Annotated in this window: 20 protein-coding genes; 8 read left to right on the top strand and 12 right to left on the bottom strand. The window is 47.4% G+C overall.

Annotated elements, in window-relative coordinates; translation table 11 throughout:
• Positions 1–8: 8 nt before the first annotated feature.
• The 7 genes from ACKFKF_RS01955 to ACKFKF_RS01925 form a co-directional block, all read right to left on the bottom strand.
• The gene (locus ACKFKF_RS01955) at positions 9–1235 is read right to left on the bottom strand and encodes an MFS transporter (RefSeq protein WP_446866125.1); all 1227 of its coding nucleotides are present in this window, start codon (positions 1233–1235) and stop codon (positions 9–11) included.
• 5 nt (positions 1236–1240) lie between these two features.
• A complete protein-coding gene (locus tag ACKFKF_RS01950; protein ID WP_446866124.1) occupies positions 1241–2383 on the bottom strand; it encodes an FAD-dependent monooxygenase in 1143 nt (380 codons plus the stop codon).
• 27 nt (positions 2384–2410) lie between these two features.
• Positions 2411–3244 carry a class I SAM-dependent methyltransferase gene (locus ACKFKF_RS01945; RefSeq protein WP_446866123.1) on the bottom strand — a complete coding sequence of 278 codons (834 nt, stop codon included), beginning with the start codon at positions 3242–3244 and terminating at the stop codon, positions 2411–2413.
• Positions 3245–3255: 11 nt separating this feature from the next.
• Positions 3256–5784, bottom strand: a complete 2529-nt coding sequence (locus tag ACKFKF_RS01940) for a TonB-dependent receptor domain-containing protein (RefSeq protein ID WP_446866122.1) — start codon at positions 5782–5784, stop codon at positions 3256–3258.
• Between the two features lie 141 nt (positions 5785–5925).
• Positions 5926–6924 (bottom strand): helix-turn-helix transcriptional regulator, encoded by a 999-nt coding sequence (locus ACKFKF_RS01935; protein WP_446866121.1) that lies wholly within the window; start codon positions 6922–6924, stop codon positions 5926–5928.
• Between the two features lie 255 nt (positions 6925–7179).
• The gene (locus tag ACKFKF_RS01930) at positions 7180–9081 is read right to left on the bottom strand and encodes an ATP-binding cassette domain-containing protein (protein ID WP_446866120.1); all 1902 of its coding nucleotides are present in this window, start codon (positions 9079–9081) and stop codon (positions 7180–7182) included.
• 71 nt (positions 9082–9152) lie between these two features.
• Entirely contained in the window at positions 9153–9341 is a 189-nt protein-coding gene (locus ACKFKF_RS01925) for a hypothetical protein (RefSeq protein WP_446866119.1), read from the bottom strand.
• A gap of 474 nt (positions 9342–9815) precedes the next feature.
• On the opposite strand from ACKFKF_RS01925, the gene ACKFKF_RS01920 reads away from it, so the two are divergent.
• From ACKFKF_RS01920 to ACKFKF_RS01905, 4 genes are all read left to right on the top strand, one after another.
• On the top strand, positions 9816–10307 hold the full coding sequence (locus ACKFKF_RS01920; protein ID WP_446856715.1) for a DUF433 domain-containing protein: 492 nt from the start codon (positions 9816–9818) through the stop codon (positions 10305–10307).
• Positions 10300–10656 carry a DUF5615 family PIN-like protein gene (locus tag ACKFKF_RS01915; protein ID WP_446866118.1) on the top strand — a complete coding sequence of 119 codons (357 nt, stop codon included), beginning with the start codon at positions 10300–10302 and terminating at the stop codon, positions 10654–10656. The genes ACKFKF_RS01920 and ACKFKF_RS01915 overlap by 8 nt, the downstream gene beginning before the upstream one ends.
• A gap of 311 nt (positions 10657–10967) precedes the next feature.
• The gene (gene brnA, locus ACKFKF_RS01910; RefSeq protein ID WP_446866117.1) at positions 10968–11162 is read left to right on the top strand and encodes a type II toxin-antitoxin system BrnA family antitoxin; all 195 of its coding nucleotides are present in this window, start codon (positions 10968–10970) and stop codon (positions 11160–11162) included.
• Positions 11163–11458: 296 nt separating this feature from the next.
• Positions 11459–12301, top strand: a complete 843-nt coding sequence (locus ACKFKF_RS01905; protein WP_446866116.1) for an Rpn family recombination-promoting nuclease/putative transposase — start codon at positions 11459–11461, stop codon at positions 12299–12301.
• Between the two features lie 7 nt (positions 12302–12308).
• Here the strand turns inward: ACKFKF_RS01905 and ACKFKF_RS01900 are convergent, their stop codons facing one another.
• The 4 genes from ACKFKF_RS01900 to ACKFKF_RS01885 form a co-directional block, all read right to left on the bottom strand.
• Complete coding sequence (locus ACKFKF_RS01900; protein ID WP_446866115.1) at positions 12309–12680, bottom strand: hypothetical protein; 372 nt, start codon at positions 12678–12680, stop codon at positions 12309–12311.
• Positions 12673–13662 carry an ABC transporter substrate-binding protein gene (locus ACKFKF_RS01895; protein WP_446866114.1) on the bottom strand — a complete coding sequence of 330 codons (990 nt, stop codon included), beginning with the start codon at positions 13660–13662 and terminating at the stop codon, positions 12673–12675. Before ACKFKF_RS01895 ends, ACKFKF_RS01900 begins: the two co-directional genes overlap by 8 nt.
• 76 nt (positions 13663–13738) lie before the next feature.
• A complete protein-coding gene (locus ACKFKF_RS01890) occupies positions 13739–16258 on the bottom strand; it encodes a TonB-dependent siderophore receptor (RefSeq protein ID WP_446866113.1) in 2520 nt (839 codons plus the stop codon).
• A gap of 101 nt (positions 16259–16359) precedes the next feature.
• On the bottom strand, positions 16360–17349 hold the full coding sequence (locus ACKFKF_RS01885; RefSeq protein ID WP_446866112.1) for a helix-turn-helix domain-containing protein: 990 nt from the start codon (positions 17347–17349) through the stop codon (positions 16360–16362).
• 253 nt (positions 17350–17602) lie between these two features.
• Here ACKFKF_RS01885 and ACKFKF_RS01880 point away from each other — a divergent pair, with 253 nt between their 5' ends.
• Entirely contained in the window at positions 17603–17767 is a 165-nt protein-coding gene (locus ACKFKF_RS01880; RefSeq protein WP_446866111.1) for an ABC transporter permease, read from the top strand.
• Between the two features lie 256 nt (positions 17768–18023).
• On the opposite strand, the gene ACKFKF_RS01875 is transcribed toward ACKFKF_RS01880, so the two are convergent.
• Positions 18024–18203, bottom strand: coding sequence for a hypothetical protein (locus tag ACKFKF_RS01875; protein ID WP_446866110.1), 180 nt, complete (start codon positions 18201–18203; stop codon positions 18024–18026).
• A gap of 287 nt (positions 18204–18490) precedes the next feature.
• Here ACKFKF_RS01875 and aqpZ point away from each other — a divergent pair, with 287 nt between their 5' ends.
• From aqpZ to ACKFKF_RS01860, 3 genes are all read left to right on the top strand, one after another.
• Positions 18491–19264: an aquaporin Z gene (gene aqpZ / locus ACKFKF_RS01870; RefSeq protein WP_446856701.1), complete on the top strand. Its 774-nt coding sequence runs from the start codon at positions 18491–18493 to the stop codon at positions 19262–19264.
• Between the two features lie 763 nt (positions 19265–20027).
• Entirely contained in the window at positions 20028–20810 is a 783-nt protein-coding gene (locus tag ACKFKF_RS01865) for an SH3 domain-containing protein (protein ID WP_446856700.1), read from the top strand.
• 917 nt (positions 20811–21727) lie between these two features.
• Positions 21728–22825 carry a sensor histidine kinase gene (locus ACKFKF_RS01860; RefSeq protein ID WP_446856698.1) on the top strand — a complete coding sequence of 366 codons (1098 nt, stop codon included), beginning with the start codon at positions 21728–21730 and terminating at the stop codon, positions 22823–22825.
• Positions 22826–22903: the final 78 nt, after the last annotated feature.

Genomic DNA, 22903 nt, shown 5'->3' with positions numbered 1-22903 from the left:
TTAACAGATCACAGATGAGCAATCGATTCAGGTGCCGTTAGAGGGGCAGCCTCTCGGCTAGAAAAGCCTTTCGCGATCAGGGCAACACTGGACAACGTTAAGATAATCCCGATCGCAAACATGACCGCATAGCCAAATGCTTTTGCGACAAATCCGCCCAATACCATTGCTAAAATGCCAGTGAAGTAGATTGTGGAAACCTGCAAGGTGTAGTCGGTTCCGGCAGTTTCTGGGCGGCTGTAATCCATCATCACTGTCAGCGTTGCGGTGTATGCCATGCCAGCCGCGATCGCAACTAGAATATTGGAGCCATACATTAAAGTCAGGCTGGATGATCCGAAGGCAATGGGTAAGTACGTTGCGATCGCAACTGCCGACAGAAGACCAAACAGGATCAGCGATCGTTTGCGTCCCCAATGACTGATGAGCCATCCAGCGAGCAATGAGCCGACTAGCCCTGCACTAAAGCTAACAACGCCTAAGATCCAACCAATGTCGGTGAGTGAGAATCCGCGATCGACCATCAAGGGACGAATCATAGCACTCGCCATACTGCCCCCTGCCATATACAGCGATAACATCAATAACCATTGCCAGTGCCCCGGACGGCGGAAAAATTGCAGTAGCGTCAGTAAACCAGGTTTTTGGGTCGGGGGAGGGAGGATTGTTTCTGTGTGAAAAATGACGGGAAAAAGCGACAGTCCCATAAAACTTGCTAGTAGCAGTAAGCTAACTGTCCAACCAAGGCGATCGAGCAGAATGAGAAGAATGCCTCCACCGATGATCGACCCCAGAAAATTGCCGCCGGATTGAATGCCGTTGCCGATGCCCCGTTCATTTGGATTTAGCAGCCCGATCGCGAGAGCATCCGTGGCAATATCTTGACTGGCAGCAAAAAAGCAGACTAAAAACATACAGACCAGCATGAGTGGTAGTTGAGCTTTTAGATCTAGAAATGCACACAGAACAAGATTGAAGATTAACAAGCTTTGAAACAGGATAATCCAGATCCGATAGTGTCCCCAACGAAAGCGAATGCGATCGATGTAAGGGGCCCAGAGGAACTTCAGCATCCAGGGTATAGCGAGGAAGCCAATCATGCCAATGACTTCTAAAGAAGCACCTTGCTGCCGGAGGAAAGTGGGGAGTGCTTGATAGAAGAAAGCGATCGGAATGTACTGCGAAACATATAAACTCGCTAGTAGGCTCAATTTAGGGATGGATGATTTAGACATAGCGTTTACAATGCCTCAATGAGTGCAGCAGACTTTGTGAATCGATTTAGCAGCCAGGATTCTGGAATGTATTTCATGTAGAGGTTGGTTAGCGCGATCGACCATTGGGTTTCTGGTAGCATCATTTGAGTTAGCTTAAAAGCATCTTTTTGCAAGTCATTCACTGTTTTTCTCAGGTGATTTTCGTAGGTCGCAAATGCATGAGAGTAATCTTGCTGAGTGAGTGCTTTTGCTAAGAGATAGGCACCCAAAATTGCCGTGCCTGCGCCGCGTCCAGACATCAGTGTTAGGGTATGGGCAGCGTCTCCAATCAGGCAAACTCGCCCCTTTGACCACTGGGGCATAACAATTTGCAGCATGTCATCATAAAAAATAGTGGTTAGATCTTGAACACTGCAAATCACGTCTTGAATCAACCAATCAGCATCGCTAAATTCTTGAAGTAGATGGGGCACTCGTTCTTGAGGTGGAATTTTGCGACCGGGCGGCGATTGGTAAAGTAGAAATGCCCCAACACCGGATGAGCCATATTTACCAATGCCAGCGTAGCGGCGAGGCAGCGTAATGTTATAGTTACAATCGCCCAAATCTGGGGGAGTATATTGGCTAAAAAAAGTCATGTAAGCGACGTTAAAAAACTTCTCAAAGCCATCACCAAATACCTGTTGGCGCGTCTGAGAATGTACTCCATCAGCACCGATGAGTAAGTCAAAAGACTCAGAACTGCCATTGTTAAATGCGACGGTGACGCGATCGCTCTGTTGTTCGACGGTCTGAATCATGTGACCCATGCGGATTTCAACCTGATCTTTGACCACTTCGTAAATAGCTAAATGCAGGTCGGCGCGATTTAGTGCCAGGTTACGCTGCTCTACAGTAAAAACCTGACTCATGTTTAGCTTGCGAATGATGCGTCCGGTGCTATCTACAAAAGCTGATTCAGTCAAGGGAATACTCTTCTGAACCAATGTTTCCAACAGTCCCATTTTTTCGAGAATTTGCACACTCGCTCCATAGGTTCCTAGCGGATAGCCCACGCGCTTAAATTCTGTTGCTTTATCAATCACAATGGGCTGAAAGCCAGACTGCTGTAGCCAGTAGGCGAGTGTGAGTCCAGCAATGCCACCACCAGAAATGAGAATTTTCATTGTGAAAATAGTGACTAAAAATAGTGGTTACTTGGTAAGTTGTAGACGCAAAATACGAGCAGATTTTTTGAACACAGGGACAAGCAAAAATCGGATGTATCTTGCCCAAATAGGCAAGCGATCGGGATAATCCGCAAACTGGGTGAGCGAATAGATTTCATCTTTGAGGCGGATGCCGTCTCCCCAAGTTTCTAATTCTTGCCCAGCATCAAAGCCTGATTTGAACTCGGCATTGGTTTTGGAGACAGTATCATGCTTCTTGGAATTTTTTGCTGCCTTACGATCGAGTACATCAAGAACAATTTCGACAGGAGCAAGGCGATCGCGCAACTGCAAAATAATGCTGCGATTTTCAGCTTCACTCAAGTAGGGAGAAACCCCTTCCATCAACACGATCAGCGGTTGATTTGGCGCTCTTTGAATCTGATCAATCCAGGTAAAGTCGAGAATAGATTTTGCAATAAACTGGTAGCGATCGGTTTCTTCAAAGAACTTGCGTCGGAGTTCAATGACTTCAGGAAAATCGACTTCATACCAATGAACTTCCCTGTGACCAATTCTCGTAAACCGGGTACATAATCCACATCCTAAGTTAATCACGACTGCACCAGGATGAGCTTCTAAAAAGCTTGTGACAATGCGATCGTACTCTCTGACTCGAATCACGACTCCCAACTGAGAAGCCCATCCCTTCTGGTATTTACTGAAGTCGTAATCTGTTTTTTGAGCAATTTCAACGGCTTTTGGATCTTGGAGTAAACTATCCGATCGCTGCGTTTCTACCACTCGTGCATACAGGGTGATCATTAGAGTTTCAGCAACGCCAGTTAGTTGTTGGGTTGGTTCCAATTGATTTGTCATCACAGGACTCCTTAAAAATTTGCTCGAATCTGCACTCCATAAGTCACGGGTTCACCAAACGCAGCAATCACATTGGGGGGCGGAAACACAAAGCCTTGAGTAATGTAGCGGGTATCCAATAAGTTATTAGCAAACACATAAATTCCTCCAGTTTTCCATTCATAGCCCAGACGAGCATTTACCAGAGCATAGGGTTTTTGTTCGATTTGGTTGGCATCATCAAAAAAGGTGTTGCCTAATCCCACCAGTTCTAAGCGACCAAAAATGCCCCCTGTGCTGCGATATTGCATCGCCAGGTTATAAGTGAGACTGGGCGAAACGGGGACGCGATTATTGTTGAAGCTTTGCCCTGTAAAGGGGTTGGTGTAGTTTTTGAATGTGGCGTTGGTGTAGCCCAATCCAGCACTCAGGCTGAGTCCCTTTGTTACTTCTGCTCGTAGTTCTAGTTCAAATCCTGTACTTTTGATGTCAGCATTGGCAATATTGTTGAAAAATCCTGTTACATCAGGCAAAGCAACTTGATAGTTACTGGCATCAATTTGAAAAACTGCTAGATTGGCTGTTAAGCGGTTATTTAGCCAGGAGGTTTTCACGCCCAATTCGTAGTTCCAGGAGCTTTCCTCCTGAAATCGGCGAGTGGCTTCGGTATCAGACCGATAGTTAAACCCACTGGGGCGATAGCCTTTGGCGATCGTGCCATAAGCCATGACGTTTGGACTAAACCGATACTGCGCTCCAAACCGGGGAATGAGGGCATTACTGCTTTCTTCTAAGCCACTAATCGTGGGACTTAGAGGCACATCTCCCAACCCTGGAACAGTGAAAATTCGTCGCCGCGCCATCTCTACCTGAGAAGACTCATAGCGCAAACCTGCAAACAGCGTTAATGGTTCGATTGGCTTGTAGTCCAATTGTCCAAACGCGGCATAGGTATAGCGCTGCTGTTCGGCAGAAACATTGTTCGTGCCTGCGAAGGGTGCCCCAAACGCGGCGGCTCCCAAATTGCTTAGAGTAATGCCGTCTTGAAGGGTATTAAACTCGCGAGACTCAAAATAGCCACCCACCACCCAGCGCAGACGATCGGCTGTATTAGGAGACTGAAATCGAAGTTCCTGAGTCCATACCGTAGAATCAAATGCCCCGATTCCGTTAAACAGATTCACTTCGGTATAGTCCGCTTCGGTGGCAAAAGCCTGTTGGGTCGATCGCCGCGTCGTCACCGAAACTGCTCGAAACCCCGTACCCTCATAAGCAGCTTTCAAGGCTTGAGTATTGTTGTCCAGGCGATAGAAGCCATCAAAATCTTGAGCAACTTTAAAGGGGTTGGGAGTATCTCGTGGGGCAAATAGGGGGCTACCGTCATCGTCAGAGTTGATGGTGGTATTAAAGGAGATGTTCCACTCTTTAGCAGGTGTCCAGAGGATCTCAGCGCGTCCAGCTAACCCATTTTTTTCGCCGACCTCTCGATTCAAAAACGTGTTTTCTACAATGCCATCCCGCGCTTTGTAAATGCCTGCCAGTCGGAAAAATAGTTTGTCTGGCAGTACTGCATCACTCAACGATAGTTGCAGATTGCGAAAATTATTGTTGCCATAGCTGGCAGCCGTGCGGATTTCTGGCTGATTACTGGGCGGACGCGAAATGATGTTGACCACTCCCGCCTGTGAGCTTCTGCCATAGAGTGTACTTTGCGGCCCCCGCAGCACTTCCACTCGCTCTAAATCAAACAGAACCCCATCCAAAAAACCGCCGTAATCATAGGGCACGTCATCGACGTAAAACGCCACGTTGTCTTGAGAAGCCAAAAAGTTGAAGTTACTGAGTCCCCGAATGCTGTAGTAGTTGAAGTGGGAAGCTCCTGTCGAACCACGCAAAAAAGTGAAGTTGGGAGTGTTGTTGGCAATGCTTTGCAGCGAATCAATCTGAGCATCTTCTAGCTCTCGTCTAGGAATGACAGTCAGGCTGATGGGTACATTTTGCGGACTGTCTTCTCGCTTTTCAGCCGTGACGGTGATTTCTTCTTCAGTTTCGGTCAAGACACTCACCGTCAAGCCCGTCGTACCAGGCACAATATCGGCTTCCAGGGGCACTCCTGGCGCACCTGTGATCACGACTTGAACCGTGGTTGCTGTTGCATTACTGGCGGTCAGGTTGATAATCCCAGTAGCTGGATTGTCTTGCTGAAAGGCAGATTGTAGTTGGGCGTTGGCAATGGTGACAATCAGGCGATCTCGTTCCTGCTTAACCTCACCCTGCAACAGCTTGCCATCGGCAGTTTCTAGCACAATCTCTAGTTCATCCTCGGCTGGCTTGAGGCGAATATTCGTAATGGTTGTCAACGTCGGAGATTGAGACAGCCATTCCTCAACCGTTGTAGCCGGACGCTGCACATCCTTTAAGCGCTCAACGCTGTTGGTTGCCTGTTCTGTGGAATCGCCGATCGAAACCGCATTCGCCACGTCTGGAATGGGCATGACCATCGCCAGGATGAGTGAGAACCCCATCAGGTGATTCAAATCGGGTTGAGAAATTCGCGACACAATACACTCCTCAATTCAAAAAGTCCGACGACCTGTCGCAACTAATTCTCATTTGCATGAGTTATCTGAGAGTGATTGTAGAGCGGTCAACCCAGGACGATTTGTCCCAAACGGAATTTTCGGATGTCCCAAACGGAGTTTTTAAGAACGATTCTCATACCGATGCTCACCAGGATTTACGCCAAAATATTTTTTGTATGCCCGGTGAAAGGAACTTAAGCTGCTGTAGCCGACAGTATGAGCAGCGATCGCCACCTGAATCGGCTGAGTTTCCAGCAGTTGGCGCGCCTGTTCCATCCGGTGCTGGTGCAAACATCCAAAGGCAGTAGTTCCAAATACTTGATGAAATCCTTGTTTGAGTTTGCAGTCATTTAGCCCGACCTGTCGCGCCAAGGCTATCAGGGTAGGCGGATTGTGCAACCGTTGGATCAAGATGTCTCGCGCTTGATAAATCCGCTCTACTTCGTCTGATTTTAAGCCCCGCTGACTGGATGGGGTGTGTGTTTCCTTGAGTTGGTGCAGTTGAAAGGTGATCAACTCTAGCGCCTTACTTTCTAGATACAATCGCTGGGTTGCCCCCTGGTAAGGACATTGTAAGATCTGGTGCAATGTAGTCCTCATTGCTGAGGTTGTGGCTCCCTGTTGCCAGTAAAAATGGTCAGAGGTTTGAAAGCAGTGTCTCAAACTAGCTGGGAAAGTGTCCAGTTCATCTTTTAGAAAATCTTGGAGTAGATGGGGCGCGATCGCCAGTTCTACCAGGCAAATTGATTGATTAGCGGGTAGTTGCCCAACGGTTTGAGCGTCCGTCATGTTTACAGACAAGCAAGATCCGGGGCGAATGGCGACTTCCGATCGCGATTGATTTGCCACCATATTGACTGTACCAGCGATGCCATAGCACAAGCCAAACATGGCATAGTGATTATGCGATGCGATCATGATTTCTTCGGTCAGGTCATGGGTTTGGACATACAGTTCCAGCCCATCGCGCAGATGCCAATTTCGGATTAAACTTTTACCAAATTCACTGGGTAAGTGCAAAGAGGTTTCACACCCATTTACTTGAAAGCCAATGCCCGTCTGAGACTGAATCTCCTCAAACATATCCAGCAAATCTTGCACCGTGATTGTTAGTTGCAATTTAAACCTCCGGGGATCACCTGTTGAAGAGAGATTCCAGGCGTTGCTGAATGTAGGTATGAATTGCCCTCATCCCCAGGGAGAAGAGAGCCAGAACTCTGGTTCCCTCGCCCCTTGAGAGAGGGTTAGGGTGAGGGCGAATTTAGCCTTTCATACTGCAATTCAGCAACGCCAGATTCCATCAGCATCAACACCCTCTATTGCCTAAATCCTAGACTTATTGATAATAATTTTCAATGGTCAAGTTGATGCCCTTTAATGCGATTTTCCATCTCCCTTGAAGAACGCTTGCTCCTGTGTCCCCTGCACCGGATCATCGCTCACATCCAGATCCAGGATGATTTGTTTCGGTTCCTTGCCGTGTTGTTCGATAAACACCCGATCGCCAGACTGCACCGACCAGAGCTTCGCATAAACCCCGTTGAGCGAGCGTAACTGTTCATGGGTTCCAGATTCGACAAATTGCCCATGCTCCATCACATAAATGCAGTCTGCATGACGAATCGTTGAAAGTCGATGTGCGATCGCGATCGTCGTCCGGTTTTGCGTAATCCGAGAGAGCGATCGCTGAATTGCCGCTTCAGTTTCGTTATCTACCGCAGAAGTCGCTTCATCGAGAATCAGAATTGGTGGATTTTTGATCACGGCTCTAGCGATCGCGATTCTTTGCCGTTGCCCTCCCGATAGTTTCTGTCCGCGCTCACCCACAATGGTTTGATAGCCTTCTGGCAACCGTTCAATAAACTCATGTGCTTCTGCGACTTTTGCCGCTGCAATGATGTCCTGTTCAGTCGCGTCAAAGGTTCCGTAAGTAATGTTTTCGGCAACTGTGCCATGAAATAGAAACACATCTTGACTGACTAGCCCAATGTTGCGTCGTAAATCGTAGAGGTTGAGATCGCGAATGTTGAGATGGTCGATCGTAATCCTGCCAGAATCGACTTCATACAGTCGCATTAGTAGTTTAACTAGGGTGCTTTTTCCTGATCCGGTAGAGCCGACGATCGCGGTGGTTTTCCCAGCAGGAATATGCAGTGATAGGTTAGTTAGCACTGAATTTCGATTTGGGTACGCAAATTTTACTTGCTCAAAGTTGACTTCACCTTGCACAGTCGAGAGCGAAATCTCTCCGGTCTGAATCTGCACAGGCGTATCGAGCAGATCCATAATTCGTCTGGTTGATGCCATCGCCCGTTGATAGGAATCGAAGATTTCACCTAAATCAACCAGTGACCAGAGCAATTGCTGAATCAAGATTAGAGCAACGCTGTAACTTGCGATCGACAATCTTCCCGAAAATGCTGCAATTCCACCTAATACTAACAGTGTTGTAAATCCAATCAAGACTAAGATGCGAATGAGCGGAATAAAGCCCGCAGACAATCGAATCGCCTTCGAGTTACTGCGACGATAAGCATTACTTTCGGCTTTTAAGCGATCGCGCTCATATCGTTCTGCCGTAAAGCTTTTAATTGTGATAATGCCGCTAATGTTGTTCTCTAACCTGGCATTGAGATCTCCAACTTGCTCACGAACGCGATCATAGCGAGGTTCTAGTAATTTCTGATAGCGCAACGAACCGATTAAGATGAACGGCATGGGTAGCATTGAAGCGATCGCAATCTCAATCGGCAAAACTAAGAATGCGCCAATCATCAGAATAATCACTGCACTGATAATCTGAATAATATTGTTTGCGATCGTATTGAGAAAATGCTCTAGCTGATTGATGTCATCGCTGAGAATTGCAATCAAGCCGCCTGTTGTTTGTTCCTCAAAATATGCCGCTTCGAGTTCTTGTAAATGAGTGTAAGTATCTAATCGTAAGTCATGCTGAATATCTTGGGCGAGATTGCGCCAGAGTAGATCGTAGCCATAGTTCGAGAGTGATTCGAGTCCCCAAATTGCTACCGTAAGGAAAGCAAGTAGAAAGAACTGGTGAACAACGTTAGCCATTCCGAATCGAGATAAGAATGAGTTTTGCTGTTGGATGAGGACATCGATCGCGGCTCCCATCAGCGCAGGAGGAGCGAGATCCATCAGTGTGTTGACGATCGAGCAACTTGCTGCCATCCAAATCTGCGATCGATATCGTCTGCCATAATTTAACAATCGAACTAAGGGAGTTGTAGACTTGGGTGGCTTAGAAGTCGGCATAGGGCGATGATAAAAGTATTCCTCTGCTAGCCTACCGAGTCACGGCACATCGTAAAAGCCTATTTTGACGGTTAGCGGAACTTTTTTTGAATGCTAGACGGACTTTTTTGGTGAAGCGCGATTAGCGCAAAGCGCAACTCCGTAGGAACCGACGAAGCTTGTGGAAGGGTGGCATCGCAGGGGCAGGTCAGGCAGTATGGGAAGCCTTTGTCAGTATGATGATAAGCTTTGGAGCGATACAGATTGTTCATTGCTAGCATGGCTCAACGCTTGGAGATTCCTATGGTTCTTTCGTCTGATCAGTATATTAGACTTCCTGCATGAATACCTGGCGATTGATGTTAGCTTCGCAAGAGCCTTCGGCAACGCTGCTATCAGAACAAAGTCCACCTCCGTGGACTAACGGTTAAAATCGCCTCTTTAGTGTGCGAAGGCACACTTTGCTCTTGTAGCCCCGACTTTAGTCGGAGGGCATCTATGATTCGTGCAGGAAGTCTATTCGTCAAATGGCAGGGCTGAAGATCATCTGTGTACCATGAGGATGGGAGCGATCGCTTTGAGGAATGATCGAGCGATTAGCGCAAAGCGCAACTCCGCAGGAACCGCACAAACCATCAAGCGCTAGCGAAGCTTACCGAAGGTACCGACAATTGAGCGCGCGCTGCTTTGCAGATACCGCAAGGGTCGCACTGAGTCATTGAGCGCTAGCGAAGCTTACCGAAGGTACCGACATCTTGAGAAATAATAGAGCGATTAGCGCAAAACGCAACTCCGCAGGAACCGCACAAACCATCAAGCGAAGCGCAAAGCTCACCGAAGGTACCGACCATCAGAGCAAGATTAGCGGTAGAGCAATTCTGTGCCAAAATTTAGAAGACGGCAAGCAGGATTTTACAGTGGAACTAGAACATTACTTTGACTTCGTTTGTGCGGATGATATTCGTCTGAAAGGGACGCGCATGGGCATCGAAACGATTCTCTATGCTTATATTCATCAACAGCGCACGGCTGAAGAGATTGCTCAAATTTATCCTCAGATCACGCTTGAACAGATTTACGCAACGATTCTCTACTATCTGCATAACCAAGCTCAGGTGACTCAGTATTTGGCAGATTGGTTGGACTATTGTACTCAAGTGGAGCGGGAACAGGACGAGAATCCATTGGCGATCGTGGTTCGTCTGAAACAGATTAAGGCGGAACGCAGTTTGACCGCGCATGGTTAGATATTTGATCGATGAAAACCCGCCACCGAGCTATCAAATGCAGTTGTTGCGACGTAAACCAGATATGACGGTTTGGGCGGTTGGCGATCCTGGAACTCCACCGAAAGGAACACTCGATCCAGTAATCCTCGAATGGTGTGAACAGCATGACTTTATTCTGATCACGAACAATCGTCGATCGATGCCAACTCACTGGGTTGAACACCTCGATCGTGGGCAGCATATTCCTGGGATTTTCGCGCTCAGACCCAAGGCATCTTTGGGGGAAATTCTGGATGATTTGATTTTGATTGCTGAAGTTGATGCGATCGCTGAATTTTACGATCGCATTGTCTACATTCCACTGTGATTTTTGGTCGATTACCTGAACTGCGTTGCCTTCGGCACAGCAAAGCTGACCGCAAAAACCATCAAGCGCTAGCGAAGCTTACCGAAGGTACCGACAATTGAGCGCGCGCTGCTTTGCAGATACCGCAAGGGTCGCACTAAGTCATTGAGCGCTAGCGAAGCTTACCGAAGGTACCGACCGTTTGAGAAATGATAGAGCGTTCACACCTCGCAAAAGGTCTGAAGTGTGATGGTCAGCAGTGATCACCTATCGGGGGGAAATCGTCCGAATCATCTCAGTTCGACGCTCACGCATCTTGGAGGAAAAGCTTTATGAAGGCGGAAGTATTTGATCAACGATTCGATCAGGGTGAGGATATGACCGAGTTTTTGGACTTGGCAAACGCACACCGTCCGGGACATAAATCACAGTCTGTGACGATCGCGTTTCCGCAGTGGATGCTGGATGCGTTGGATCGCGAAGCAGTCCGCTTGGGGGTGAGCCGTGAGGCGATTGTTAAGGTGTAGCTGGCTGAACGGCTAACGCCACTGTCTAGATGAGCATTTGCTGTCCCTAACTGTTCGTTTGAAGCACGTCTAGCGCAGCGTTGGGCTTTGGGCGTAACCGCACTTCATAAGACTTCTAGGGTGCGATCGTGAGACAATTAGGCGCGGTTGCATCTTGAAAAGGGTCTGAAGTGCGTTGCCTTCGGCACAGCAAAGCTGACCGCACAAACCATCAAGCGCTAGCGAAGCTTACCGAAGGTACCGACAATTGAGCGCGACTTAAGTACACTTGATCGTATTGTCTTTCACCTGATGTAATGCGTCGTGATCCGCTCTTTTACAAACTATTTCAACAATCTCCTGAACTGCTGTTTGATTTGATTGGCAGCAGACCGAGCAATGCGGCAAACTATCGGTTTGACTCAGTAGCGGTGAAGGAACCAAAGCTTGAGATTGATGGGGTGTTTCTGCCACCTGAAACCGATGAACCGGGGACGATCTATTTCTGCGAATTGCAAATGCAGAAAGACGATGAATTGTACGAGCGATTGTTTAGTGAATCTGCGCTGTACTTTTACAGAAACAGTTCTCGCTTCTCAGATTGGCAAGCGGTGATTATTTATCCATCTCGTGCAGTAGAGCAGAGTAAGGTGTACCCGCATCGCTCGTTACTGAATGGAGAGCAAGTCCATCGGGTGTATTTGAATGAACTAGGGGACGTGCGCTCCCTTCCAGTGACAGTGGGCGCAATCGTACTTACCATTGTGGAAGAAGATGAAGCTCCAGAAGTCGCGAGAGAGCTAATCGTACGAACGGAGCAGGAAGATTTCACCGTAGCTCAAAGACGCGACATAATAGACATAGTGACATCCATCATGGTGTACAAGTTTGCAAACCTAAGTCGGTCAGAGGTAAAAGCGATGTTGGGACTCGATTTAACTCAGGAGCCACGAGCAATTCGGGAGGCAAAAGAAGAGGAAGCGATCGCGCTTATCACTCGGCAATTAACCCGACGACTAGGGCAAGAACTTTCTGAGGAGATGCGATCGCGCCTTTCATCCCTACCTTTACCTGTCCTAGAAGACCTCAGCGAATCCTTACTCGATTTCACCACGTTGGCAGATTTAGAGGCTTGGTTGGAAGCGCGATCGACATCTTGAGAAATCATCAAGCGATCGCACAAACCATCAAGCGATCGACAATCAAACGCGATCTCACAAACCATCCAGCGATCGTCATCCTGAGAAATAATAGAGCGATCGCATAAACCATCAAGCGATCGACAATCAAACGCGATCGCAAAACCATCGAGCGATCGACAATTGAGCGTGATCGCACTGAGTCACTGAGCGATCGATATCTTGAGAAATGATAGAGCGATCGCACGAAGTCATTGAGCGATCGACAATCAGAGCGCGATCGCACTTCACAAAACCTCTGGGATGAGATCGCACAAACCATCAAGGGATCAACCATCAAAGCGCGATCGCACCTTGAAGTTAAAAGAACAATAACTGAGAATACATAGACATCATACATCTTCTAACAAATACTGAGAAAGCCTATCTAATAGTCTGTTTATTCCTATTGGACCGAATACATCCCATACTTCTCGACTCTCTATGATATGTATTCGTCCATTTTTCACCGCTTTGAGCGAAGAGATTAGAGGATGATTGAGAAAGAAAGATGCTGGTTTCCGGTCTTGATTTGCAATAAATAAGATATCAGCATCATAATCATCTATTGTTTCGATGCTAAGTGGAAAGTAATTTTCTTGAGTTTGAAATATAGGTTTAATTTTTACACCAATATCTTTTAGAAATTGAAAATAAATCGCGTAGCTTGCTGATGTTGTGAATTGCCCTCCGGTGTAAATGAGTACAGAAATCTGCTTATCTTTCAGGCGATCGCCTAATTGTTTCTGTACTTCTGCAACTCGACTTTGATATTGAATAAGAATTTCTTCCGCAATTTTCTTACGGTCAAGGAGTTGAGCGATTTTTTTGAAGTGATTCTTGAAGGAAAGCTTTATATCGTCATATTTGAAAAGCAGGGTGGGAGCAATTTCTGACAACAATTTGTAATCTTGTGTGTATTCGTAAAGTCCAAGAATTAAATCTGGCTTGAGCATCATGATCTTTTCTAAGGAAGGTTGATAGCCAATGCCAACATCTTTAATGCCTTCTAACTCATCAGGCGACAAACCAGGAGCAATACACCCATTAATGCCATAACCATAGCAAAACATACCCACAATATTGTCTTTAAATCCAATTGCTATCAAGGGATCAAGAATAGCAGATGGATCTAACGTGACGATGCGCTGAGGGTTAGCAGGAATGCAGATCTCGCCGAGGTAGTGTTGCACAACTCGACATTCAGATTTTGTTTTCGTCCATTCTACGGAAATGTTGCTTCTTTGAACTCCTGAACTGCTGCAAGCCGTAATGAGGAAGAATGACAAAATCATTAGAAGAAAGAGCTTTGTTACCTTGGAAACTATTGGGGTTCTCTTCATAGCTATTTCGCTACTTGCTCACAAGGTTGACTGTGCTATGATTTCCTGCCTGGGCAGAAATTGCCGAAAACGCAAGCTAGAATTCCCAACTGATGGAACCAACAATGGTGAGCGGGTTCCCCCTCTTGACATACAGTGGTGCGAAGTTAGCTGAACTGACATAATCGAGGTCAAAAAGATTACGGACATTGATCGCGGCATTAAAGCCACCGCGACGGTAATAAAGTGCTGCATCAGTCCTCAGATAAGAGCCTATTGTAGCCGAATTAGCTAAATCTACCTGTCGCTCACCGACGTAGAATAGTCCCAATCCAAATCCAAATCCCTTCAAATTCCCCTTCTGAATCTCATAGGTTGTCCAGAGGCTTGCTTGGTTTTGTGGGACATTCTTCAGGCGATTTCCAACTGGAATAGAGTTATCAACTGTGACTGTCGCATCAGTGAGTGCATAGGAACCAATAATTTTCCAACCTGGTAAAAGCTCACCTGCAACATCTAACTCAATGCCACGGCTGCGTTGTTCCCCAACCTGAACCTGAAAGCCGCGAACAGCTAGAGCAGGATCGGATGCGGGGGTAGTCACATTCGATCGAGTCAGATTGTATGCGGATAGCGTAGTTGAGAGTCTGCCATCTAAAAAATTAGCTTTGACACCAATCTCATATTGAGTTCCTTTCGTTGGTTCAAAGGGTGTATCGTCTACATTTCGCCCTGTGGTTGGAGCGAATGATCGGCTGTAGCTGGCATAGAGTGAAACATTTTTGCTGGGCTGATATACAGTGCCGATGCGAGGACTGAATGCTCCATCGTTCTGCTCTGGATTATTATCACCAGAGCCGGACTCATTGGAGATCCAGTCGTAACGACCTCCTATGAGTAGCTTCAGGGTATCGCTGAAAGCAATCTGATCCTGTAAATAAATTCCATAAGCTTGAGTACGCTGCTCGAAAACAGATAGAGAATCTGCTGGGAGATCAGGTCTTGTAACATCATAGATTGGATTAAAAATATCTAAATCGGGCAAGTTCGGGCTTGTGTTGGTTAAGCTTTCAGACCTTGTGTTGAAACGGTTGAAATCAAAACCAATTACGAGCTGATGAGCAATCGATCCAGTCTTAAATTTCCCAACTAAGTCGATTTGTCCAAAGTAGTTGCTCTCTGTAGTTTCATCACCAAAGAACTGGAAACCTGTTAAAAAGCGATCATCCACGACACTCGCAATAAAAGGTTCCTGTCGCATATTGTCTATCAAAGTAATAGCAAGATTATTACGAATTTGCCAATTGTCATCAAATTTATGATTTAGAGAATAGCCAAACTTCTGACTCTCAAGATCGACTAGCAGCAAAGAGGGGTAGTTAGGTAAAAAACTTCGAGGAGGCAAGCTACCATCGCTGAGGAGGGGCACATCATAAGTAGGAGGATCACCAAAGAAGCGGCTGAACTCGTAATAGAGGTTGAGAGTTGTTCGATCTCCTAATTTTAACGTGATTGAAGGTGCAATGATTGTAGTCTCCGAATTGGCAAAATCCTGATAGCTACCCGCATTTTCATAAGCAGCAATGAGGCGATAAAGCACATTCCTGTCTGCTGTTAATGGACCTGATAAATCAATGCTAGGTTTGTACAATCCAGAATTTCCTGCTTCAAATGCCAGTTTCCGATAAGGTTCGCTCAGCGGCTGCTTAGTAACAATATTAATGATCCCACCCGGTTCTACATCACCAAACAAAACTGAAGCAGGTCCTTTGAGTACTTCTACTTGCTCGATCGCATCAGGCACAGCTAAACTACTAGCAAAAGGACCTTCACGAAATCCATTGCGGAAATTTCCAAACTGGCTGAAGCCTCGGATCACTCTACTGCCCGCAAGTGGAGTATAGAAGTAGAAATTTTCACTTACGCCACTAACAGTTTCTACTGCTTCCGTCACTGTTCTCACATTGCGATCGCGCAACACCTCCTGCGGCACAACCTGAATCGATTGAGGAATGTCCCGAATCGGTGTATCTGTCCGAGTTGCTGTACTCGCATTCGGCACTCGATAGCCTTGTTGCCCTTCCCCTGTGACTGTAATTTCTTCTTCCGCTACATCCTCATCTGCTTCTGCACTTAGCACTAGCCCCGCCGCACTCGGCACAACTTCCACCACTGGAACCGCTGTTTCTCCGGTAATTCTCACTTGTACCGCTGTCGGTGTTGCTTGAATCACCTCGATCGCACTAATTCCCTCTCCCGGTTTGTCGATCGCAACTCGATTTCCCTCCGGCAACGCCAACACTGCCCCTTCTAACTCTGTGATCAATGTATTCCCCTCACTCCGCCGAGTCGGAACCGCACTGATTCCCGCGCTAGTATCCAAAATCACCCGAATCGTTCCCGCCGCAGGTTCCACCCGAACGCCCGTCACCCGAACCGTTGCCGCTTCCACCTGTGCCATCCATTCTTTCACCGTCGTAGCCGGACGAGGAACTTGGCTCAACTGAGACACAGAGTTCTCTTCTGTCGCTTGTGCAACAGTCCAAGGCGCTGCCAAAACCGCCAAAACACCGATCGCACTCAGTTGCAATCCCAGAATAGAAGCTTTCCTCGTCATCTCACTCACACCACTTAAGAATCAATGTCAGTAAGACTACCGAACTACAACTTGTAAAGAAAGCAAAACGAACGATTGCTGGAATTTTGTTTGAACGGTTTTCAGAAAAACTTGCGCTGCTGATAGTCTTTAGGATTTTGACCAAATTTCTTTTTGAACGCGATCGCAAAATGGCTGCGACTGGAAAACCCCACCCGTGCGGCAATTTCCTCAACTTTCATTTCGCCATACTCCAACAGTTGCCGCGCTTGCTCCAATCGATACTCGCGCAGATAATCAAACGGCGTTGTGCCAAAACAGGCGCGAAATCCCCGCTTCAACGTACACTCATTCAGCTTCACCTGCTTGGCGAGAGTAGCGATCGATGGCGGCTCATGCAGATTTTGCAGCAGCAGATTTCTCGCGTGGTGAACTCGCTCGATGGTTCCGGGCGATAGCTTTTGCACCGGAATCGTCCCAACGCGATCGCAATAGATTGCCTGTTCTTGCTCGATTGCCAGGCTCATCAGTTCCAGCGTTTTGCCTTCTATAAACAATCGCTTGGTCGTGCTTTGATAGGGACATCGCACAATTTGCCACAACACCGTTTGCATCGCTGGCGAAAGCACCCCCGATCGCGCATACTGCACCTGATCTTCTGGACGTATCCAATTCTGAATCGCGATCGGCAATTCTCCATCCTGATCCCCGACGAGCGATCGCAGCGCGGTTGGCTCAAGGTAGACCTGCACCTCTAATGCTGATTGCGCTGGTGCGAGCATTGTTTGCTTCGGATATAGCCCACGTCCGTAGAGTGCATATTCGCGATCGCCCACAGTGGTTTGCTGATCCTGATGCTGACCCAATAGATGAAAATGATGTCTCAGGTAAGCGGGTTCTTCGCAGCCATAAATCGCGACTTGATCAAACCACCGAATCTGATTAATCTCGATCGCTAACCCTTCCCGCAACTCAATCGATCTCACACAACCCTGACCAAGTTGATTGGAGTACTGTTGAGTTTGATCGCTCGGATCAGACGGATCAACGAATTTAGGCTTTTCTGCATTCAGTAGATCAAAAAAATCCTCACCTGAGATCGTAATCGTCATGACAATCGACAGCAACTTCAGAGCCAATATTGCTGTAGCATAAGCCTAGTGAGAATCTCTGTCAATAAAAAGTTTTTACCTGAGTGTACCGCATTCTATAGAACCCGTTTGAGATCTCTTGTTGATATACAAGGCGTGTAGGAGAGCCGTTTCAAGCAGAGCCTGAATTTAGAAGGAAAATCATTGTTCTGGAACTATAAGGAACATAAAATCCAGAAAAATATTAGCTTTGAAACACATTAAAAGATACCAAATGGGTTCTATAACAGTGACTGGAATTATTCGAGTTGAGCCTTGGTACAATCCGCAATACATCATTCCAATGTTGGGTATGATCCTGGGCAATGCTTTAACTGGGACTTCTCTGGCACCCGATCGCCTAGTTGAAGATTTAACCACTCCATACTCCTGTCGATAGACAATGACTGCCTGAGACAGCGATAACTGAGCTTGAGGATGATTGGTCGCATAGACCCGCCAGCCCAGCTGCTGCATTTGTTGCTCTACTGCTGCAAGGTCTAAGGAAAAGCCCACTTGAAAGCGGCGGTGTTCGACCACCCGTGCAGGTCTATCACCATATTTCCGTTGGGTAATCTGGGTCAATTGTACTGGATAGTTCAACTGGAACAAAGATGCCACCCGATGCTTCGCCATCACTTGCTCAGTTGCAGTCGTCAAACTTTCGAGGTCGCGTCATGGTTTTTTGCCGATTCGGTTGCATCGACTGGCATCGAACAATCGTGTTGGTGTTCATAGCCCTCAGCAATCAGCAGTGTTTTGCCATCCGCGTAGTCATAGTCAATACGCTCTAACTCCACCTGTTTGCTCTGAGCGTGGCTGAGATATTCCTGCATCTGGGCATCAGCTCAATCTCACGACCTTACTCAAAAATGGGCAAACCGTGAGCTAGGTAGACCAGCCTGAAAGATTCCTCTCTAACTCTAATTTTGAAATCAATTCATGAGCTTATTAATCGAAAAGTTTGAGTCATAAACGCTTGATTCATTAATTTTTCTTTATAAAACTAGATTAGTGGATAACAGAGTTCTAACATCAGGGATCATGTTGCAAAATTTACGATCAGACCCATCTGATACTAATCGTTTGCAGCACATATTCTAACGTCACGGAGTCTGTTGAAATGCCTTTGATAACCCGCTGTGTAGCAGAATTTATTGGCACCTTTTGGCTAGTTTTGGGAGGCTGTGGCAGTGCAGTTTTGGCCGCCGCTTACACCGCAGACGCAGCAAAAATTGGAGAGAACACGTCGTTTCCATTGGGGATCGGGCTGGTCGGCGTGTCGTTGGCTTTTGGTTTGACCGTGCTAACGATGGCATCCGCGATCGGACATATTTCTGGCTGTCATCTCAACCCGGCGGTCTCCTTTGGACTGTATGCCGCCAAGCGATTTCGAGGAGGCCCCGATCTGTTGGGCTATATTGTGGCTCAGGTTTTGGGCGCGATCGCAGCTTCGGGTCTGATTTATCTAATTGCCAGCGGTAAGCCTGGATTTTCGTTAGGTGGCTCAAACCCCCTAGCAACCAACGGATTTGACGCACACTCACCCGGAGGCTATTCCCTCTTTGCTTGTCTGGTCATCGAAGTGGTGCTGACGTTCTTTTTCTTGATGATTATTTTGGGAGCCACCGATCGCCGCGCCCCTCAAGGGATTGCTCCAATTACGATCGGGCTTGCTTTGACACTGATTCACTTGATTAGCATTCCGGTCACCAATACCTCGGTCAATCCGGCTCGAAGCTTTGGCCCTGCTCTGTTTGCAGGCGGAGAACTGCTGGGACAAGTGTGGTTATTCTGGGTTGCGCCTATTTTAGGAGCGGTGCTGGCGGGGTGGCTGTACTCGGCTGTGTTTAGTGAAGCCGCGATCGCTGAAGAACACCTGAGAGAAACCGTCTGATTTGACGGATAATCTAACTAAAAAGTAGCTGTCCCGCCTGATTACAGATTCCGTCGATCGCAAGTAAACATTTTTAGTTAGTCACTACGCTTAGAGAGGTGAGAGAAATGAGGATGAGACAATCCACATGGTCACAGCAATTTGCACTCTGCTGATTTTCTCTTTTTAACGTGAATTCGATGAGAGTTTTTTCGCTTCGTTGTTCACGGCTTCTGCCCCCCAACCCCCCAATTTTGGGGGACTTTAAGAGAGGAATTCTGGTTCAAAGTCCCTCACTCGTGGGGGATTTAGGGGGCGTTCCTGGATCTAAAAGCGAAGCGTTCATCGAACTGACGTTTTTTTAAGGGAGGTTAGTGAGGAGCTTCAAGACCTCAGCCTAAGATCAAACCTGCTTCACAACAAGCGAGATTCGACGATTCACCAAGCAACGTCAATTCGCGATCGACTGCAATCTGAACGTCTGGCGGTGCCCTTTGTAAGTCAATTCTTAACTTTTTTCGCTGATTTGGTAATTTTACTTTACCCTCAATGAAAAAAGGAGGATGATACAAATGCTGAAGATTCAGCAAAATTACTGACCCCTTCTAAAAACCAACCTTTTTCTACGCATACAGTCCCCGTGTTAGTAGAAATTCTGACATTCCGTGATCGCCGCTTGCGGAATAGAGATTTCTCCTCTTGAAGGCAAAAGGGAAATCTGCTAAGGCAAGTCGATCGTTACAAACCACTTCAATTTTGTGCTGATTGAATCAGGGAGACCATTATGGAAAACTTTGCATACCTTCATGTAGCAGTTGATTATGAAGACCCCAGTCCAGAGCCAGCGGTGCGATCGCTCAAAGAACTGGGCCTAACGTTGCCCAACTCCACTTGGGTCGGCGTGGCGAGTTTGATGATTGCGGTGTCAATTGTGGCAACGACTCATCAAGCAATGGCGCTCATCGTGCGCGGCAATACGGGTGCAGCCGTGACTCAGGTGCAATCTGCTTTGAGAAATCGAGGCTATAGCTTGGGTGTAGATGGCGTTTTTGGTGTCCAAACCGAATCTGTCATCCGGGCGTTTCAGCGCGATCGGGGTCTAGTCGCGGATGGCATTGTTGGCTCTGCCACAGCATCGGCGCTAGGCGTATCATCATCAGGCGGCGGCACTGGCGGTGGCTCTCAGACGGGAACGGTCACCATCACAGCAGGCAGCGGCGTAAATGTTCGCAGCGGGCCGGGCACCAACTATGCGATCGTCGGCGGCTTAGGCAACGGCGCGCGAGTCAGTACCTTCGGGTCTTCTAATGGCTGGCTCAGAGTCAATGGTGGCTGGATTTCGAGCGCGTATACAGGTGGCATTGGTGGCGGCAGTGGGGGGAGCAGCCCATCGACTGGTGTCGTTACCGTCATTCCTGCGATCGGGGTGAATGTTCGCAGCGGGCCGGGCACCAATTATGCGATCGTCGGCGGTCTTGGCGGTGGGGCGAGAGTCTCAACGTTTGGCACTTCTGGCGGTTGGTATCGGGTCTCAGGCGGCTGGGTTTCGGGATCTCATGTTCAGTAAACCAGCTAGATTTTAGCGTTCTGGATTTATATCTGGACTCATAAAAGTGATGGGGCGATCGAGGTCAGGGGTTGAGAAATCTCTGGGAGCGATCGTCCCATTATTTTGTGTTCTACTTTTTGTGCATCGACCAATTTTAATTAAGATGAATTCGATGAAACTTTTTCGCTTTGTTGTCAAGCTTCTGCCCCCCAAGCTGCTGATTCTGGAGAACTTTAAAGCTTCATCAAACTAACGTTTAACGGCGTTGCTGAATCAGGGGGTGTGCCCCAAAGCGGCGGGAACCCCAGGTTCAAAGTCCTCCATTTTTGGGGAATTTAGGGGGCGAAAAGATGGACACTTCTCACAGATTCATCCCTCCAATCAGCAACGCCCGTTTAACAAGCATATTCAGTGATGTAGATCACCCAGTTTTATAGGCAATCAATTGAGGCAGAAGTAGACGCACTCTACTTCTCGAAAAAATCATTGGCTGTTGATGCTGAAGTGTCAGGTGCACAATCTGCTCGGTCGGATAGCCATGTTCCGGGAAAGTGCGAAACCGGGGGAACCCGTTCCAAACCGTTTGAGGCAGTTCAAGTGCTAAGACTTGAAGGACACCTAATACGACCTAATACGATCGCGTTCAGATTGACAATGATGAGCATTACACAAGGCATGGTCACAGTCACCTGAAAGTGTCAGAGTTGAGCAAACAAAACAGTGGGTCAATGACTTCTTAAATCGGTTTGGTTTGACGAAAACTAATTAGCCTGATTGGTGTTAATTTCGCTCCAAAACTAAGATCCCCGCTCTCTCTGGGAAGCTGGGATTTTACTGTGATCATACTGTCCGCTCGAAACCATTCGATCGCGCTTGCGGTACGCTCAAGACGGAGGGGTCGAGTACAGAAAATTAGATCGTACAGACCAGTGAATATGTTACGTCGTTCTGTGTTTTCTAGTCTCGATCGGGCTGATTCTACTCGTTGGCTGATTGTAATTTTTTGCGCGATTGTGTTGATGTTGGAGTATCTTACGCTGCCTAGCTATGTGTTTGGCTATCTCTACATCGGTGCAATTTTACTCGCAAGTTCTAAGCTGAGACGATCAGAAATTTTTCAAGTAATGGTTGTTTCAGCGATACTGACTTTTTCTAATTTGTGGTTTCCGTCAGGTCAATTAGTTGAGTCTTCTACGATTGCCAATCGCATCATTACTGTGATCGCACTGGTGGTAACGGGATTGTTAGAAATCCGAAATCGAGATTATCAAGATGCGATCGCTCAACAGCAAAGCCAACTTCAAGCCCAAGAGCAACTGTCTCGACTGAGAGAAGATTTTGTTTCGACGCTGACCCACGATCTAAAAACGCCGCTATTGGGCGCGATCGAGACCATCAAAGCCTTTCAGCGGCACGAGTTTGGGATTGTTAGCTCAACGCAGCAAAAGATTTTTGACATGATGGCGCGCAGTCATCAAACAACACTGCAAATGGTTGAGATGATGCTTGATGTTTATCGCAACGATGCCGAAGGATTGCAGCTTGACCTGGAGCCACTCAACCTCACAGACAGCGCAGAAGATGCGATCGTGACGCTGCGAGATTTGGCGGCGACTCGGCGCGTTTATCTGAGTACCTGTCATGGCGATTCTGATTTTCGTCGGGCGTTGTGGGTGATGGGCGATCGCTTGCAGCTTCAGCGCGTTTTTACGAACCTGCTGGCTAACAGTATCAATCACTCACCCAGGGGCGGCAAAGTCGAAGTCAGTCTAGAATCCTATTCCTCACACCAAATTGTCAAAATTCTCGACACGGGGCCCGGCATTACCCCCGAAGAACTGCCTCATCTGTTTGAGCGATTTTATCAGGGACACAGCGATCGACAAGCCAAAGGATCTGGACTGGGACTCTATTTAACTCGGCAAATCATCGAAGCGCACGGCGGGACAATTTGGGCAGAAAATCGGTCTCCTCACGGGGCGCTGTTTGCCTTTCGGTTGCCTGCGACGAGTACTTCGGTAAGAGAGGGATGAGGGATAAGGGATGGAACCGGAATTAAAGCTAACAAGCGTGAGAGACCTGCGATCGACGACACTTTAAACAATCGAGAT

The sequence above is a fragment of the Phormidesmis sp. 146-12 genome (genome assembly GCF_052939495.1).
This window is presented reverse-complemented; position numbering and strand designations above follow the sequence as displayed.